11 protein-coding genes and 2 riboswitches are annotated in these 14,766 nt (G+C 67.6%); of the genes, 2 read left to right on the forward strand and 9 right to left on the reverse strand.

Features of this window, described 5'->3' with window-relative positions; all coding sequences use genetic code 11:
• Positions 1 to 15 precede the first annotated feature (15 nt).
• Complete coding sequence (locus tag AC1DK9_RS14055) at positions 16 to 1,512, reverse strand: threonine/serine exporter family protein (RefSeq protein ID WP_476916312.1); 1,497 nt, start codon at positions 1,510 to 1,512, stop codon at positions 16 to 18.
• 32 nt (positions 1,513 to 1,544) lie between these two features.
• Entirely contained in the window at positions 1,545 to 2,618 is a 1,074-nt protein-coding gene (locus AC1DK9_RS14060) for a lipid II:glycine glycyltransferase FemX (protein WP_476916313.1), read from the reverse strand.
• A 136-nt stretch (positions 2,619 to 2,754) separates the two neighbouring features.
• Here AC1DK9_RS14060 and AC1DK9_RS14065 point away from each other — a divergent pair, with 136 nt between their 5' ends.
• Complete coding sequence (locus AC1DK9_RS14065; protein WP_476916314.1) at positions 2,755 to 3,309, forward strand: TspO/MBR family protein; 555 nt, start codon at positions 2,755 to 2,757, stop codon at positions 3,307 to 3,309.
• Positions 3,310 to 3,313: 4 nt separating this feature from the next.
• Here the strand turns inward: AC1DK9_RS14065 and AC1DK9_RS14070 are convergent, their stop codons facing one another.
• From AC1DK9_RS14070 to AC1DK9_RS14095, 6 genes are all read right to left on the reverse strand, one after another.
• The gene (locus tag AC1DK9_RS14070) at positions 3,314 to 4,726 is read right to left on the reverse strand and encodes an L-serine ammonia-lyase (protein ID WP_476916315.1); all 1,413 of its coding nucleotides are present in this window, start codon (positions 4,724 to 4,726) and stop codon (positions 3,314 to 3,316) included.
• 235 nt (positions 4,727 to 4,961) lie between these two features.
• Positions 4,962 to 6,296, reverse strand: a complete 1,335-nt coding sequence (glyA, locus tag AC1DK9_RS14075; RefSeq protein WP_476916316.1) for a serine hydroxymethyltransferase — start codon at positions 6,294 to 6,296, stop codon at positions 4,962 to 4,964.
• A complete protein-coding gene (gene gcvH, locus AC1DK9_RS14080) occupies positions 6,293 to 6,676 on the reverse strand; it encodes a glycine cleavage system protein GcvH (protein ID WP_476863553.1) in 384 nt (127 codons plus the stop codon). Before gcvH ends, glyA begins: the two co-directional genes overlap by 4 nt.
• A 499-nt stretch (positions 6,677 to 7,175) precedes the next feature.
• Complete coding sequence (gene gcvT / locus AC1DK9_RS14085; RefSeq protein WP_476916317.1) at positions 7,176 to 8,324, reverse strand: glycine cleavage system aminomethyltransferase GcvT; 1,149 nt, start codon at positions 8,322 to 8,324, stop codon at positions 7,176 to 7,178.
• 12 nt (positions 8,325 to 8,336) lie between these two features.
• The gene (gene gcvP, locus AC1DK9_RS14090) at positions 8,337 to 11,228 is read right to left on the reverse strand and encodes an aminomethyl-transferring glycine dehydrogenase (protein ID WP_476916318.1); all 2,892 of its coding nucleotides are present in this window, start codon (positions 11,226 to 11,228) and stop codon (positions 8,337 to 8,339) included.
• A gap of 39 nt (positions 11,229 to 11,267) precedes the next feature.
• Positions 11,268 to 11,383, reverse strand: a riboswitch (glycine riboswitch).
• A gap of 1 nt (position 11,384) precedes the next feature.
• Positions 11,385 to 11,483: riboswitch (glycine riboswitch) on the reverse strand.
• 388 nt (positions 11,484 to 11,871) lie between these two features.
• Complete coding sequence (locus AC1DK9_RS14095) at positions 11,872 to 12,411, reverse strand: TetR/AcrR family transcriptional regulator (RefSeq protein WP_476863550.1); 540 nt, start codon at positions 12,409 to 12,411, stop codon at positions 11,872 to 11,874.
• Between the two features lie 68 nt (positions 12,412 to 12,479).
• Here AC1DK9_RS14095 and AC1DK9_RS14100 point away from each other — a divergent pair, with 68 nt between their 5' ends.
• The gene (locus AC1DK9_RS14100) at positions 12,480 to 14,048 is read left to right on the forward strand and encodes an MFS transporter (protein WP_476863549.1); all 1,569 of its coding nucleotides are present in this window, start codon (positions 12,480 to 12,482) and stop codon (positions 14,046 to 14,048) included.
• 115 nt (positions 14,049 to 14,163) lie between these two features.
• Here the strand turns inward: AC1DK9_RS14100 and AC1DK9_RS14105 are convergent, their stop codons facing one another.
• Entirely contained in the window at positions 14,164 to 14,646 is a 483-nt protein-coding gene (locus AC1DK9_RS14105; RefSeq protein WP_476863548.1) for a Dps family protein, read from the reverse strand.
• Positions 14,647 to 14,766: the final 120 nt, after the last annotated feature.

Raw genomic sequence — 14,766 nt, forward strand, 5'->3', positions numbered from 1 at the left:
AGGGGCTCCGGAGATTCAGCGGCGGCGGGCGCGGCGCCGCTCGTTGCTGGCCAGGCTGCGGGTCAGCGGCCGGGCGAGCGTGTCGCCGAGCACAATGCCGGCCGCGACGCCGAGCACGATTGCCCCTGCGTTGAGCATCCCGCCGGCCCCCATCAGGATCTCAGATTCCTCGATGGTCAATACATACATGGACCGGAATATGGTCAGGCCGGGCAGCAGGATGAGTGCCGCGGGCACCGCTACGACGAGCTGCGGGGCGCCCATCCGGAGCGCCACCACCCGGGCCAGCAGGCCAATGACGACGGCGGCGAGGGCCGGGGCGAAGCGGGGTCCGATGCCTGCGGCCGATCCGCCGATCAGCACCAGATGACCGACGACGCCGACCGCCGCCGTCGGGAGCAGGAGCTTCAGCGAGGTCTGCTCCGTGACGCCGATGGCGACCACGGCGACGGCGACCAGCGGCACCAGCACCCACAATGGATACTCCGCCGGGAATGTTTCGGTCACGTCGATGGCCTTCATCCCCGTCATTGCCCCCACCACGAAGCCGACGGCTATCCCGGCCACCAGTGCGCCGAACGTCAGCATGGTGGACAGGAACCGGCCCGCCGCGGTCACCGGGAAGCCGTTGATGGCGTCTTGCACCGACGAGACAAGCCGGCCGGTGGGGAGCAGCAGCAGGATCCCGCCGACCACGACGATCGCCGGCGGAATCTGGATTCCCGCCCGGCTGCCGAAGCGCCAGAGCAGCAGGGCGATCAGGGTCACGACGAACGAGCAGGCCGCCGTGATGAAGAAGTCCGGGGTGCGCCAGCGTCCCAGTTGCCGTGCCAGCAGGCTGATCAGCAGGTTGGAGAGGAAGGCTACGCCGGAAGCGGCCAGGTCGCCGCCGAGCACGCCGACAAAGACGGCGGAGAAGACGCCGAATGCCACGGTGACCATCCAGCGCGGGAACGGCTTTGGGCTGTGCGTGATCTCGTCGAGCCTGCGCACCGCTTCCTCGCGGCCCACTCCGCCGGCGACGATGTCCGTGACCAGTTGGTGGACCTCGGCCAGGCCGGCGTAGTTGTTGGTCCAGGACCGGACCACCCGCAGCAGCGTGATGGGCGTCTGGTCCTTCGGGGCATAGTTGATGGCCACCGACTGGTTGGTGATGTCCACCTCGATGTTCTTCAGCCCCAGCGCAGCGGTGATGGCGATGATGCTGGTTTCCACTTCGAGGGCGCCGGCGCCGTACCGGAACATCGATTCGGCGAGCTTCAGGGCGAAGTCGATGGTCTTCCGGGCGGAGCTGTCCACGCCGCCGACCTGGATCATCGGATTGGCGTACGGGCTGCCGGCCAGCCGGTCAACGATACTCAGCGGCGCCGTCGGCGGGTTCTCGCCCTGCACCAGCCTGCGGAGCATGCGTTTCGCGGCGGCGTTCTGGCGCACCTCCATGGGCGACATCGGCTCGGTCCGGGGCAATCCGTCGGTCTGCGGCCCGCGGCGGCCGTCGGGGGGTTTGGTCATTGCGGCCTCCTCACATCAAGCTTGCGGGCGGTTTAGTAGAACTGCTGGCCCGTACGCCGCGTGTACAGCTGGCGGGCGACGCGCTCACCGGCGGCCATCCAGGCCTTGTACTTCAACGGGCTCAGGACTTGGTCGTAGCATCCGACGAAGTCCGTGACGGTCTTGCTGAAGCTGGTCTTGAACAGGCCCAGGCCGTGGAAAGGGTTGGACGTGTCCTTCAGCTTGTCGCTGGGCGGCGTGCCGCAGAAGTCGTATTCCGTGCAGCCGAGTTCCTTGAGTTGGTTGATAGCCGTCCACTGGACCAGGTGCGAGTCGCCATACTGGCTGCGCTTCTGCAGGGAACCGCCGTCCTTATACGTGCCCTTGCGCCCGTAGTTGATCACGAACGCTCCCACTGAGGGCACGCCGTTTTCGTAGACGAACAGCAGGCGGCCCTGGCCGCGGTCCAGGAAGTTGGTCCAGAACTGGCGGTAGTACTCGTACTCGCGGACCCGGACCTGGGACTTGGCCTCCACCGTGTTGGTCATCAGCGCATACATCGCCCGGAAGTTCTCTTCGCTGGGCTCCACGTTGTGGACCTCGACCTCCTCGCGGATGGCCCTGCGCACGGCGTTGCGGCCACGGGAATGCAGGTTGCGCAGCAGTTGGTTTTCCTGCGGCGAGATGTCCAGCAGCGCAGTGGAGTCGTTGGGCTGCAGGTTGTGGGTCTTGACCAGTCCCGCGCCCTCGATGATGCGCCGTGCGTCGTCGGAGAGGACGATGTCTGGCTCGATTTTGATGGCAAAGATGCCGAGCCGGGCACGCTTGACGAACTCGGCGTTTGCGGCCGCGATGCCCGGGATGTCCTCCACGGAAGCGACGTCTGGTCCCTTGATGAGGTACCAGAGCTTGCCGAGGACGGGGAAGGACTTTTCCAGGACCAGGTTATAGCTCGTGTAGTCGGCCGTCTCGTAGACCAGGTGGAGCGGCTTCCAGCCGTAGTGTTGCTTGACCTCGGCGAAGGCCTCGGATTGGAGCAGGTTCCCGCCGTTGGGGTTCGCGGTGACGTGGGCGTCCCAGTTGGCAACCTCTTCGGCGGAGGCAAAGCGGGCGGTGAATTCTCGCAAGGGTGCGGTATCCAATCTTTGCGGAACGAGCTTCGGCGGCATGGCTGGCATGCAGCCTCAAGTCTATCGGGAGGCCGGGGACTGCCGTGGCGCAACTGCCCTGCGCCGGTCGCCGTACCGGGGTTACGCTGAAGATATGCATGCACAGCCGGAATCCTCGGCCGCCCGCCGGCAGCACCCGCCGGGAGGAGCGGGCAGGCCCCGGCCCGGCACCCAGGCGTTGGTCCTCATGGCCTTGCTGGGCGCCTCGGCGCTGGTGGCGGCGCTCGGCGGGCTGGCCAGCGCCAACAATGTCGACGGCTGGTATGCCGCCGCGGACAAGGCTCCGTGGTCTCCGCCGAACTGGCTCTTCGGACCGGTCTGGACGTTCCTCTACGTCGCGATGGCTGTGGCGGCGTGGCTGGTCTGGCGCAGCCGGGCCGAAGGGGCCAGGACCGCCCTCACCGCCTACGCCGTCCAGTTGGTACTGAACCTGCTGTGGACCCCGGCGTTCTTCGGCCTGTACCCGGTTTTCGGAACCCCGGCGCTGTGGGTCGGCTTCGGCATCATCGTGGCGCTGGCGGTCGCGGTGGCCGCCACTGTCCTGCGCTTCGGCCCGATCAGCCGCACGGCCGGACTGCTGCTGCTCCCCTACCTGTCCTGGATCGTGTTCGCCTCGTCACTGAATCTGTGGGCGGCACTGAACAACTAGGGGCTCAGCACTCCACCACGTTGACGGCGAGGCCGCCCATGGCGGTCTCCTTGTATTTGGAGGACATGTCCTTGCCGGTCTCGCGCATGGTCACGATCACCTCGTCGAGAGAGACGCGGTGGGAGCCGTCGCCCCACAGGGCCATCTTGGCGGCGTTGATCGCCTTGGCCGCCGCGATCGCGTTGCGTTCGATGCACGGGATCTGCACCAGACCGCCGATCGGGTCGCAGGTCAGGCCGAGGTTGTGTTCCATCGCGATTTCCGCTGCGTTTTCCACCTGCTGCGGAGTGCCGCCCATGACTTCGGCCAGGCCGGCGGCCGCCATCGACGACGCCGAACCCACCTCGCCCTGGCAGCCCACCTCGGCGCCGGAAATCGAAGCCTGTTCCTTGTAGAGGACCCCGATGGCTCCGGCGGCGAGCAGGAACTTGACCACGACGTCGTCGCGGTCCTCCTGGGTGGCCTTGTCCATGCCCGGGGCGAAGTGCAGCGCGTAGTAGAGGACGGCGGGGATGATCCCGGCGGCGCCGTTGGTCGGTGCGGTGACGACCCGGCCGCCCGAGGCGTTCTCCTCATTCACGGCCAGGGCGATCAGGTTGACCCATTCCTGCCAGTACTTCGGGTCCCGGTAGTCAGGGTCCTGGCCACGGTTTTCCTTCATCAGCCGTTCGTGCCAGTCCGGTGCACGACGGCGGACCTTGAGCCCGCCGGGCAGCAGGCCCTCGCGCTTGAGGCTGACCTCGACGCAGCCTTCCATGACGGAGTAGATGTGCAGGAGGCCCTCGCGGATTTCCGCTTCGGTGCGGGAGGCACGCTCGTTGACGAACATGATCTCGCCAATCGAGAGCCCCTTGGACTGGCAGCGTCCCAGCAGTTCCGCGGCGGTGCGGAACGGCAGCGGCAATTCCTTCTTGGACTCGGCCAGTTCCTTCAGCGCGGCGTCCTCCTCGCCCTCTCGGACGATGAAGCCGCCGCCGACGGAGAAGAAAGTGGCGCTGTGAACAACGGTTCCGTCGGCGTCGGAAACCGTGAACGTCATGCCGTTAGTGTGCCGGGGCAGGACGGTGAGCGGGCGCAGCACCATGTCCTTCACCCCGTACGGCAACTGTACGGATCCTGCCAGCTGGAGGGTTCCCGTCTCGGCAATGGCCGCCAGTCGATCCTCGACCTCGTCGGGGAGGATCTTCTCCGGGTGGTAGCCCTCGAGCCCCAGCAGGATCGCGGTCATGGTGCCGTGCCCGTGACCGGTCGCGGCCAATGAGCCGTACAGGTCCACCCGGAGCGCGGCGACCTTCTCCAGGTCCCCCGACGCCTTCAACTCCTCGGCAAAGACTGCGGCGGCCCGCATGGGCCCCACGGTGTGCGAACTTGAGGGCCCGATCCCAATAGAGAAAAGATCAAAGACGCCAACAGCCATGGCCGGGTTCCTAACTGGGGATAAATGTGGGGACGGAGCAGAAGGTGAGGTGCCCTCGCGGGGCCGGCGGAGCCGGGCTTTTCGAAAGCGTGCGTCAAAGCGAGGGCCCACGCCGTCCGGGTTCCCTGGCCGAGCTTGCGAGGCTAGGGGGACGGTGGGGAGAAGGAGCAGCACGCGTGAAAAGTCCGGTCCGCCGGTCCCGGAGCCAGCCCGGGTAGGGCCGGCCCCTGGACGGTCAGGCTAGGTTAGCAACCGAAGGGTAGAGCGGGTGGGCGGCGGCGAGGGCCTGGACCCGGGCGCGGAGCCCGGTCAGGTCCGCGCCGGCGTCCGCGGTCAGGGCCTCGGCGATGATGTCCGCGACCTCGGCGAACGCGGCCTCGCCGAACCCGCGGGTGGCCAGGGCCGGGGTGCCGATCCGCAGCCCGGAGGTCACCATCGGCGGGCGCGGGTCGAACGGGACGGCGTTGCGGTTGACCGTGATGTCGATCGCGGCGAGCCGGTCCTCGGCTTCCTGGCCGTTGAGCTCGCAGTCGCGCAGGTCCACCAGGACCAGGTGCACGTCGGTGCCGCCGGAGACCACGGTGATGCCCTTGGCCGTGACATCGGGCTGGACCAGGCGTTCGGCGAGGATCCGGGCGCCGGCCAGGACGCGTTCCTGGCGTTCCTTGAACTCGGGCGACGCGGCGATCTTGAACGCCACGGCCTTGCCCGCGATGACGTGCTCGAGCGGGCCGCCCTGCTGGCCCGGGAACACCGCGGAGTTGATCTTCTTGGCGATCTCGGCGTCGTTGGAGAGGATGATCCCGCCGCGCGGACCGGCCAGGGTCTTGTGCGTCGTGGACGTCGTGACGTGCGCGTGCGGCACCGGGGAGGGGTGCAGCCCGGCCGCGACGAGCCCGGCGAAGTGCGCCATGTCCACCATCAGGTACGCGCCGACCGAGTCGGCGATCCGGCGGAACTCCGCGAAGTCCAGCTGCCGGGCGTACGCGGACCAGCCGGCCACGATCAGCTGGGGCTTGTGTTCCTGGGCGAGGCGTTCGACCTCGGCCATGTCGATCCGGTGGTCATCCTCGCGGACCTGGTACGGGATGACATTGTAGAGCCGGCCGGAGAAGTTGATCTTCATCCCGTGCGTCAGGTGCCCGCCGTGGGCCAGGTTCAACCCCATGATCGTGTCGCCCGGACGGATCAGGGCGTGCATCACCGAGGCGTTCGCCTGCGCCCCGGAGTGCGGCTGGACGTTCGCGTACCCGGCGCCGAACAGGGCCTTGACCCGGTCGATCGCGAGCTGCTCGACGACGTCGACGTGCTCGCAGCCGCCGTAATAACGCTTGCCCGGGTAACCCTCGGCGTACTTGTTCGTCAACACCGAGCCCTGCGCCTGCATCACCGCCCGCGCCGTGTGGTTCTCCGAAGCGATCATCTCCAGCCCATCCCGCTGGCGGCCCAGCTCCGCGTCGATCCGCGCGGCGATCTCCGGATCCAGGGCCGCCAGCTCCGCGTCCAGCGACGGGGACACAACCTGCTCAAACACTGCTTCGGTGCCGGCGGCCACGGTCGAGCCGCTCACAGCTCGCCGCCGTTCTTGGAGGCGTAGTCCTGGGCGGAGAGCAGCGGACCCTCGGACTCCGCGGCCACCTTAAAGAGCCAGCCGGCACCGTACGGATCGCTGTTGATCAGCGCGGGATCGGACACGACCGCGTCGTTGATCTCCGTGACCTCGCCCGTCACCGGGGCGTAGAGATCCGAAACGGACTTCGTCGACTCAACCTCACCGCAGGTCTCACCCGCCGTTACCGACGAGCCCACCTCGGGCAGGTCAACGTAGACGATGTCGCCCAGCGCGTCCGTGGCGACCGCCGAGATGCCGATGGACACTACGTTCCCGGCCTCGCGGGCAACCCACTCGTGCTCGTCGGAGTACTGCAGTTCAGGGGCAACTTTTGCCATGTGTTTTTCCTAAGTCTTGGAGTGGTCGGTGGTGCTAAATCTATTGTGGCCGGTGCCTAGCGAACGTGGGTGGGCCGGGGTGCGCGGCCGGAGCCCGAATTCCTCCGCGTGCTCGCTCGTTCCTCGCTTAGACGCACGCTTCCGGAATCCGTTCCCCTGCCGCTATCGGCCGCTTCATATCCGCTGGCCAACAGTTTTCAAACAGCCCGCCCGCTCTCCGGAAAGAAACGCTGGCCGTTTAAATCTTCCAGGGCCGACCCGCGGTAGGCGGCACAGACCCCGCACCATTGGCTTTCGAAAGCGCTGGCTCCCGTTGGTGTTGAAGGTGAGCGGTCCCCGAGGGGCCGGCCGGGCTGGGTTTTCGAAAGCGTGCGTCTAAGCGAGTGGCCGCCGTCCGGGTTCCCTGACCGAGCTTGCGAGGTTAGGGGGACGGCGGGTCAAACGAGCGAGCACACGTGAAAACCCAGACGGCCGGTCCCGGAGCCGGGAACCAGCCCGCCTACTTTTGGCGCTTGTAGAAAGGCAGTGCGACAACTTCGAACGGCTCGCTCTTTCCGCGCAGGTCGATGTCCAGGGCCGTGCCGGGTTCGGTGAAGGCGACGTCGACGTAAGCCATGGCGACCGGGTAGCCCAGGGTGGGTGAGGGCTGGCCGGAGGTGACTTCGCCAACTGTGTTGCCGTCTTTGAGGACCGGGTAGTGGCCCCGGCCGGCCCGGCGGCCCAGACCCTTGAGCCCGACGAGCTTGCGGCCCGTCGTGGACCCGGCGCCGGCTTCCTTCTTGGCTGCCAGGGCGGCTTTGCCGACGAAGTCGCCTTCCTTGGACAGCGCGACGACGGGACCCAACCCGGCGGCGAACGGGTCGCCTTCGAGGGAGAGCTCGTTGCCGTAGAGCGGCATGCCGGCCTCGAGGCGGAGCGAGTCGCGGGAGGCCAAGCCTGCGGGCGTCAGCTCGCCTTCCTCAGCGATGGCGATGAGCGCCTGCCAGAGTGCGGCGGCGTCGTCGTTGGCGACAAAGATTTCGAAGCCGTCCTCGCCGGTGTAGCCGGTGCGGGCCAGCAGGAGGTTCTGGCTGCTGCCGCCGAACATGAACGGGACGTCGACGGCGGCGTAGTACTTCAGGCCGGTGACGAGCTCGTGCTGCGCGGCGGGGACCAGGCGGAGCAGGATGGCCTCCGCTTTCGGTCCCTGGACGGCGATCAGCGAGGTCTCGGCGGAGGCGTCCTGGACCTTGACATCGAAGTCTGCAGCGCGCTCGGCCAGGGCCGCGGCCACGACCTTGGCGTTGCCGGCGTTGGGGACCACCAGGAACTTGTCGGTGCCGTCGGCCGCGGCCGGGCGGCGGTAGGTGATGAGGTCATCGATGATGCCGCCGTCTTCGTTGCAGATCAGCGAATACTTGGCTTTGCCGACCGTCATCGCGGAAATCTTGCCGACCAGGGCGTAGTCCAGGAAGGCGGCGGCGTCCGGGCCGGTGACCCAGACTTCGCCCATGTGGGAGAGGTCGAACAGGCCCGCGGACTTGCGGACGGCGTGGTGTTCGGCAAGTTCGGAGCTGTACTTGAGCGGCATCTGCCAGCCGCCGAAGTCCGTGAAGGAGGCTCCAAGCTTCTTGTGCTCTTCGTAAAGTGCCGTGTAGTTCTCAGTCATCGTTGGCTGTCCTTAATTGGCAGAGTCTGCGGAGTCGTCGGAGTGATCTTCGAAGGCTTCGAGGGGAGGGCAGGAGCAGATCAGGTTCCGGTCACCGGCGGCGCCGTCGATCCGGCCGACCGGCGGGAAGTACTTGTCCTGCCGCAGGGTGTGGACCGGGAAGACGGCCTGTTCGCGCGGGTAGCTGCGCTCCCAGTCGGTGCTGACGACGGCGGCCGCGGTGTGCGGTGCGTTGCGCAGCGGGCTGTGCTCGACAGTGAAGTCGCCGTGGGCGACCTGGTCGATCTCCTTACGGATGGCGATCATCGCCGTGATGAACCGGTCGATCTCGCCCAGGTCCTCGGACTCGGTGGGCTCGACCATCAGGGTCCCGGCCACCGGGAATGCCAGGGTGGGGGCGTGGAATCCGTAGTCGATCAGGCGCTTGGCGACGTCCTCGGCCGTGACGCCGGTCTTGGCCGTGAGTTCGCGCAGGTCCAGGATGCACTCGTGGGCCACGAGGCCGCCCTCGCCGGTGTAGAGCACCGGGAAGTAGTCGTTGAGGCGGGCCGCGATGTAGTTCGCGGCGAGCAGGGCCGACTTGGTGGCTTCGGTCAGGCCCTGCCCGCCCATCAGCTTCACGTAGGCCCAGGAGATCGGCAGCACGCCGGCGGAGCCGTAGCGGGAGGCGGAGATCGGGGTGCCCTCGGCGCCGTTGGCCGGGTCTGCTGCGTTGCCGGGCATGAACGGGGCCAGGTGGGCCTTGGCCGCGACCGGGCCCACGCCGGGTCCGCCGCCGCCGTGCGGGATGCAGAAGGTTTTGTGCAGGTTCAGGTGCGAGACGTCGCCGCCGAACTGGCCGGGCTGGGCCAGTCCGACGAGGGCGTTGAGGTTGGCGCCGTCGATGTAGACCTGGCCGCCGGCTGCGTGGATGGCGTCGCAGACCTCGCGGACGTCGGCGTCGTACACGCCGTGCGTGGACGGGTAGGTGATCATGATCGCCGAAAGGGCGTCCTTGTGCTGTTCGATCTTGGCCTGTAGGTCCGCGTGGTCGATCGTGCCGTCCGAAGCGGTGGCCACGACGACGACCTTCATGCCGGCCAGCACCGCGGAGGCGGCGTTGGTGCCGTGCGCGGAGGCCGGGATCAGGCAGATGTTGCGCTGGTCATCTCCCCGGGAGAGGTGGTAACCGCGGATCGCGAGGAGCCCGGCGAGCTCACCCTGGGAGCCGGCGTTCGGCTGGATGGAGACCTGGTCGTAGCCGGTGATCTCGGTCAGCTGGGCTTCGAGGTCCTCGATCAGTTCCCGCCAGCCCGCCGTCTGCGAGTCCGGGGCAAAGGGGTGGATGGAAGCGAACTCCGGCCAGGAGATGGCCTCCATTTCGGCCGTGGCGTTCAGCTTCATGGTGCAGGACCCCAGCGGGATCATCGTCCGGTCCAGGGCCAGGTCCCGGTCCGAGAGGCGGCGGATGTAGCGCAGCAGCTGCGTCTCGGAGCGGTGCGTGTTGAACACCGGGTGCTGCAGGTAATCCGAGGTGCGTTCGACGGCGGAGTCCAGGGCGAAGCCTTCAGAAGTGTCGGCGACGGACGCGCCGAAGGCGGCGACGACGTCGGCGACGATGGCCGCCGTCGTGGCTTCATCGGCGGAGATGCCGACAGTGTCGGCGTCGATGGCGCGCAGGTTGATGCCCTTGGCGTCAGCGGCGGCGATGAATTCGGCGGCCTTGCCAGGGACGGACACGGTCACGGTGTCGAAGAACGAGGTGTGCTGCACGTCCAGTCCGGCGGCCTTGAGCGAGGCGGCAATGGTCCGGGCGTGGCCGTGAACGGTCTCCGCGATCGCCTTCAGCCCGTCCGGGCCGTGGTAGACGGCGTAGAACGAGGCGACGATGGCCAGCAGGGCCTGGGCGGTGCAGATGTTGGAGGTCGCCTTTTCACGGCGGATGTGCTGCTCGCGGGTCTGCAGCGCCAAGCGGTAGGCGGGGACGCCGGCGTTGTCCTTGGACACGCCCACGAGCCGACCGGGCATGGAGCGTTCCAGGCCCTTCTGGACGGCCATGTACGCGGCGTGCGGGCCGCCGAAGAAGAGCGGAACGCCGAAGCGCTGGGCGGAGCCGACAGCGATGTCGGCTCCCTGCTCACCGGGAGGGGTGATCAGGGTCAGGGACAGCAGGTCAGCCGCGACGGTGACGAGCGCGCCGCGCTCCTTCGCGTCCGCAATGACGGCCGAGTGGTCGAAAACGCGGCCGGAGGCACCGGGCTGCTGCAGCACGACGCCGTTGATGACGCCCTCGGGCAGGCCCTTGGACAGGTCCGCGACCTCGACCTCGAAGCCAAGGGCCTCGGCGCGGCCCTTGACGATCGCGATGGTCTGCGGGAGGCAGTCGGCGTCGAGGACGGTCTTCCCGTCGTGGGCCGTCTTGTTCTTGTTCGCCCGGCGCATCATCAGCACGGCCTCGGCGACGGCGGTGGCTTCATCCAGCAGCGAGGCGTTGGCGATCGGCAGGCCGACGAGGTCCTGGACCATGGTCTGGAAGTTCAGCAGGGCCTCCAGTCGGCCCTGCGAGATTTCCGGCTGGTAGGGGGTGTAGGCGGTGTACCAGGCCGGAGCTTCGAGGATGTTCCGGCGGATCACGGCGGGGGTGACGGTGTCGTAGTAGCCCTGGCCGATCATCTGAACGGCGGTCTTGTTCTTGGAGGCGATCCGGCGCAGTTCGGCGAGAACTTCCACTTCGCTCAGGGCGGCGCCGAGCGCCAGGTCGGAGTCCTGCCGGATGTCCTTCGGAACGGCGGTGTCCACCAGGGCGTCGACGGTGTCGTGGCCGACAGCCCTCAGCATGGTGTCGACGTCGGCCTGGCGGCGAGCGCCGATATGCCGGTCAACGAAGGACGTGGAGGCTGAGGTAACAGTCACAAGGAACTCCATAACTAAGGCGGCGCAGGGTACGCCACATTGATTCGGGTTCCTCCCCGCTCTGTATTGGACCTGAGAGTTTCCGCGCAGCCGCTTTCGCGAGGCTCCGCTTGCACCGTCGGTGAGCACAGCACGCCATGGGGCGCACTCGCTGCTTTCCAGAGTTGCCTTGCCGCGGCGGTACATGGGCCTGAGAGATTCCTGGGGAGGGTTTGCTCCTACGGCGCCTGCTTGTACCTACTTGCAGAACTCTCCCGCCGCAGATCAAAGGCATATTCAATTGCTCGTGACCGTAGTCACAGCCTCCATTGTCCTACGCCGGAGACGCGTCCGCAAACTCCGATCCCTCGGGCGCTCCCTCACCTCCGGCACGACTTACCCCAACGCTCCCTCACCTCCGGCACGACCCACCCCAACGCTCCCTCACATCCGGCGCGAATTTCCTGAACGCTCCCTCACCTCCGGCACGACTTACCCAACGCTCCCTCACGTGATGTGAGGGAGGGTTTCCCCGGAAGGGCACCAGACCTGAGGGAGCGTCCCCCGGAAGAGCACCGGACCTGAGGCAGCGTCCCCCGGGAGGGCACCACACCTGAGGGAGCGTCCCCCGGAAGAGCGCCAAACCCGAGGGAGCGTCCCCTCGGCTTGGGCCGGATCAGCCGCGGAGTCGTTCGACGGCGGCCAGCAGGCTTTCGACATCGCCGGCCACCTCGGCCGGCGCCTCGCCGGGCCCCCGCGCCAGCATGGCATTGAAGTACAGCCCGTCCCCCATGTAGAGCACGGGCTTGGCCATCGCGGGTCCCACGTCGGCGGCAAGGAGGGCCAGCCAGCTCGCCTGCACCCCGGCCATCCGCCGCAGGGTTTCAGCGTGGGCCACTTCGGCCAGGCGGGTGGCGGCGACAAAGACGCGGTCCAGCGGGGTGTCGGCCCACACCGAGGACCTGATGAAGTACGCGGCCGCTCCCTCCGGGGCTGCGGCCATGGCAGCCAGATCCTCGGCGAGGAGCCGGTCCAGGCGCTCCAGCAGCACCGAGATCATGGCTTCCTTGTTCGGGAAGTGGTACAGCAGTCCCCCCTTGGAAACGCCGGCCAGCTTGGCTACGGCGTCCAGCGTCGCAGCGCGCTCTCCCTCCGTAATGAGAAGGGATTCGAAGGCGTCAAGGACGGCTTCGCGGGCAACGGGTTTTCTGGCCATGGCTCCCATCATGCCTGCCTGAACAGCAATTTCTTAACTATACCGTCCAGACGGTACAGTTATTGTTTATGAGTACCGCGTCCCTGTCCGCCGCCACCCATGCCGCCCCGGCTCCCCGCGCACCCTGGCGCGATTGGCTGGCCTTGTCGCTGCTCATGTTCCCGGTTCTGCTCGTGGCCGTGGACAACACCGCACTGACCTTCGCGTTGCCGGCGATTGCCCGCAGCCTGGATGCCACCGGGGTGCAGCTGCTCTGGATCGTCGACGCATATCCGCTGGTGCTGGCCGGCTTGCTCGTGGCGATGGGCAGCCTGGGTGACAGGATCGGCCGGCGTCGGCTGCTGTTCATCGGCAGCTCCGGCTTCGCAGCGGTGTCCGCCGTGACTGCTTTTGCGCCCGGCGCGGAGTGGTTGATCGCGGGCCGGGCCGGGCTGGGCTTCTTCGGCGCGATGCTGATGCCGTCCACGCTGTCCCTGATCCGAAATATCTTCCCCGAGCCCAACCGGCGTCGGCTCGCGGTGGCAATCTGGGCCGCAGGCTTCTCCGGCGGCGCTGCGCTGGGCCCGATCTTCGGCGGCTGGCTCGTGGAACACCTCTGGTGGGGAGCGGTCCTGCTGGTCGCGGTGCCGATTATCCTGCCGCTGCTGGTCTTTGGCCGCGTACTGATCCCGGAATCACGGGACCCTAACCCCGGCCGGGTGGACGCCCCCAGCATCGTCCTGTCGCTGCTGGCCATGGTGCCAGCGGTCTACGGCATCAAGATGCTGGCTACCGACGGCGTTGCGCCGGAGCCGCTCGCGGCCCTCGGCGTCGGGCTGTTGATGGGCTACGCCTTCGTCCGACGCCAGCACCGGCTGGCGGCGCAGGACTCAGGCACTCCCCTGCTGGACCTGAGCCTGTTCGGCAATCCGGTCTTCAGCACCGCCATCACAGCCAACGTCCTGGCCCTGTTTTCCTACAACGGATTCATCCTGTTCCTCGCCCAGCACCTGCAACTCCTCGAGGGGCAGTCGCCCTCGGAGTCCGGCATGGCGATGGTCCCGGCCCTGGTCGCCACAGTGGTCGCGGGACTGCTCGTGGTCCCGCTGGTGCGCAAGGTCCGTCCGGGCTTCGTGGTGGCCGGCGGCCTGCTCCTGAGCGCCACGGGATACAGCCTGGTGGCTTTCGGGGACCACGGCACCGGGCCCGGCCTGCTGCTGGCCGCCTTGCTGGTGCTGTGCCTGGGCGTCGGCGCGGCCGAAACCATCTCCAACGACCTGATCCTGGGAGCGGCGCCGGCGGCGAAATCAGGCGCAGCGGCCGCCATCTCGGAAACCGGCTACGAGGTCGGCTCCCTGCTCGGCACCGCCATCCTCGGCTCCATCCTGACGGCGTCCTACCAGCGCAACCTGCACCTTCCCGCCGTCGCCGACGGGACGGTCCCGGCGGGGGCCGCTGCCCAGGCCGGCGAGACCCTCGCCGGGGCCGCGGAACTGGCACACACCCTCCCCGCGCCGCTGGCGGAATCTGTGATGGCCGCCGCCCGGGCCGCCTTCGATTCGGGCGTCCACATCACGGCAGCCATCGCGCTGGTGCTGATGTCCGGCGCCGCGGTGCTGGCCGCCGTCGTGCTGCGCAAGGTGCCGACGGCGGCCTAACAGCCGGCGCAGGGCCGCCGCGGCGGGGGGCAAGGTCTGTCAAGGGTTAAGAGCGAGCGCCCGACGCCGGGGGGACCCGGCGTCGGGCGCGTGGAAACCGCGTGAACGAACGCGGCTACTTCTTGCTGTCCGGCGTGGTGACGCTGGCGGTGGCGCGCATAGTTTCGGCGTTAACCATCCAGGCGTACTGCTCGAACTTGGCAATGAACTCGTGCAGCAGGTCCGCGGTGGTGGGGTCTTCCTCGTCCACCTCGTCGTGCACCTTGCGCATGGTGCCGACGGCGGCCTCGAGCGCGGCAACGATCTTGTCGATCGCATCCTTGGTGTTGATCAGGCCGGTGGGGAATTCCGCGAGCGCGGTGGTCTTCGAAACCGTGGAGCTGCGACCATCCGGCAGTGCATGGAGGGCGCGCATCCGCTCGGCCAGGTCGTCGGCGAATCCACGGGCCGCCTCGATGATTTCGTCCAGCTGCAGGTGAAGGTCGCGGAAGTTGGTGCCCACAATGTTCCAGTGCGCCTGCTTGCCTTGTACGTGGAGTTCGATCAGGTCCACGAGAACGGCCTGCAGGTTGCTCGTCAGGGTAGGTGATGCTTTCATGAATCCTCCTTGATAGGAACGTCTGATCCGGCGTTATGCCTCAGACGCTACCCCAGGGAGCAAACGGCACGCGATGGTCGCGGGCGAATTTCACGATCAGCTTACTAAGTGAGCTTACTA

Source organism: Arthrobacter sp. 01T414, from assembly GCF_056398965.1.

Excerpts from the sequence above, each read along its gene's own strand:
- AC1DK9_RS14055 (WP_476916312.1), bottom strand. The coding sequence starts at position 1,512 with ATGACCAAACCCCCCGACGGCCGCCGCGGGCCGCAGACCGACGGATTG.
- AC1DK9_RS14065 (WP_476916314.1), top strand. The coding sequence starts at position 2,755 with ATGCATGCACAGCCGGAATCCTCGGCCGCCCGCCGGCAGCACCCGCCG.
- AC1DK9_RS14070 (WP_476916315.1), bottom strand. The coding sequence starts at position 4,726 with ATGGCTGTTGGCGTCTTTGATCTTTTCTCTATTGGGATCGGGCCCTCA.
- gcvH (WP_476863553.1), bottom strand. The coding sequence starts at position 6,676 with ATGGCAAAAGTTGCCCCTGAACTGCAGTACTCCGACGAGCACGAGTGG.
- gcvT (WP_476916317.1), bottom strand. The coding sequence starts at position 8,324 with ATGACTGAGAACTACACGGCACTTTACGAAGAGCACAAGAAGCTTGGA.
- gcvP (WP_476916318.1), bottom strand. The coding sequence starts at position 11,228 with ATGGAGTTCCTTGTGACTGTTACCTCAGCCTCCACGTCCTTCGTTGAC.
- AC1DK9_RS14095 (WP_476863550.1), bottom strand. The coding sequence starts at position 12,411 with ATGGCCAGAAAACCCGTTGCCCGCGAAGCCGTCCTTGACGCCTTCGAA.
- AC1DK9_RS14100 (WP_476863549.1), top strand. The coding sequence starts at position 12,480 with ATGAGTACCGCGTCCCTGTCCGCCGCCACCCATGCCGCCCCGGCTCCC.
- AC1DK9_RS14105 (WP_476863548.1), bottom strand. The coding sequence starts at position 14,646 with ATGAAAGCATCACCTACCCTGACGAGCAACCTGCAGGCCGTTCTCGTG.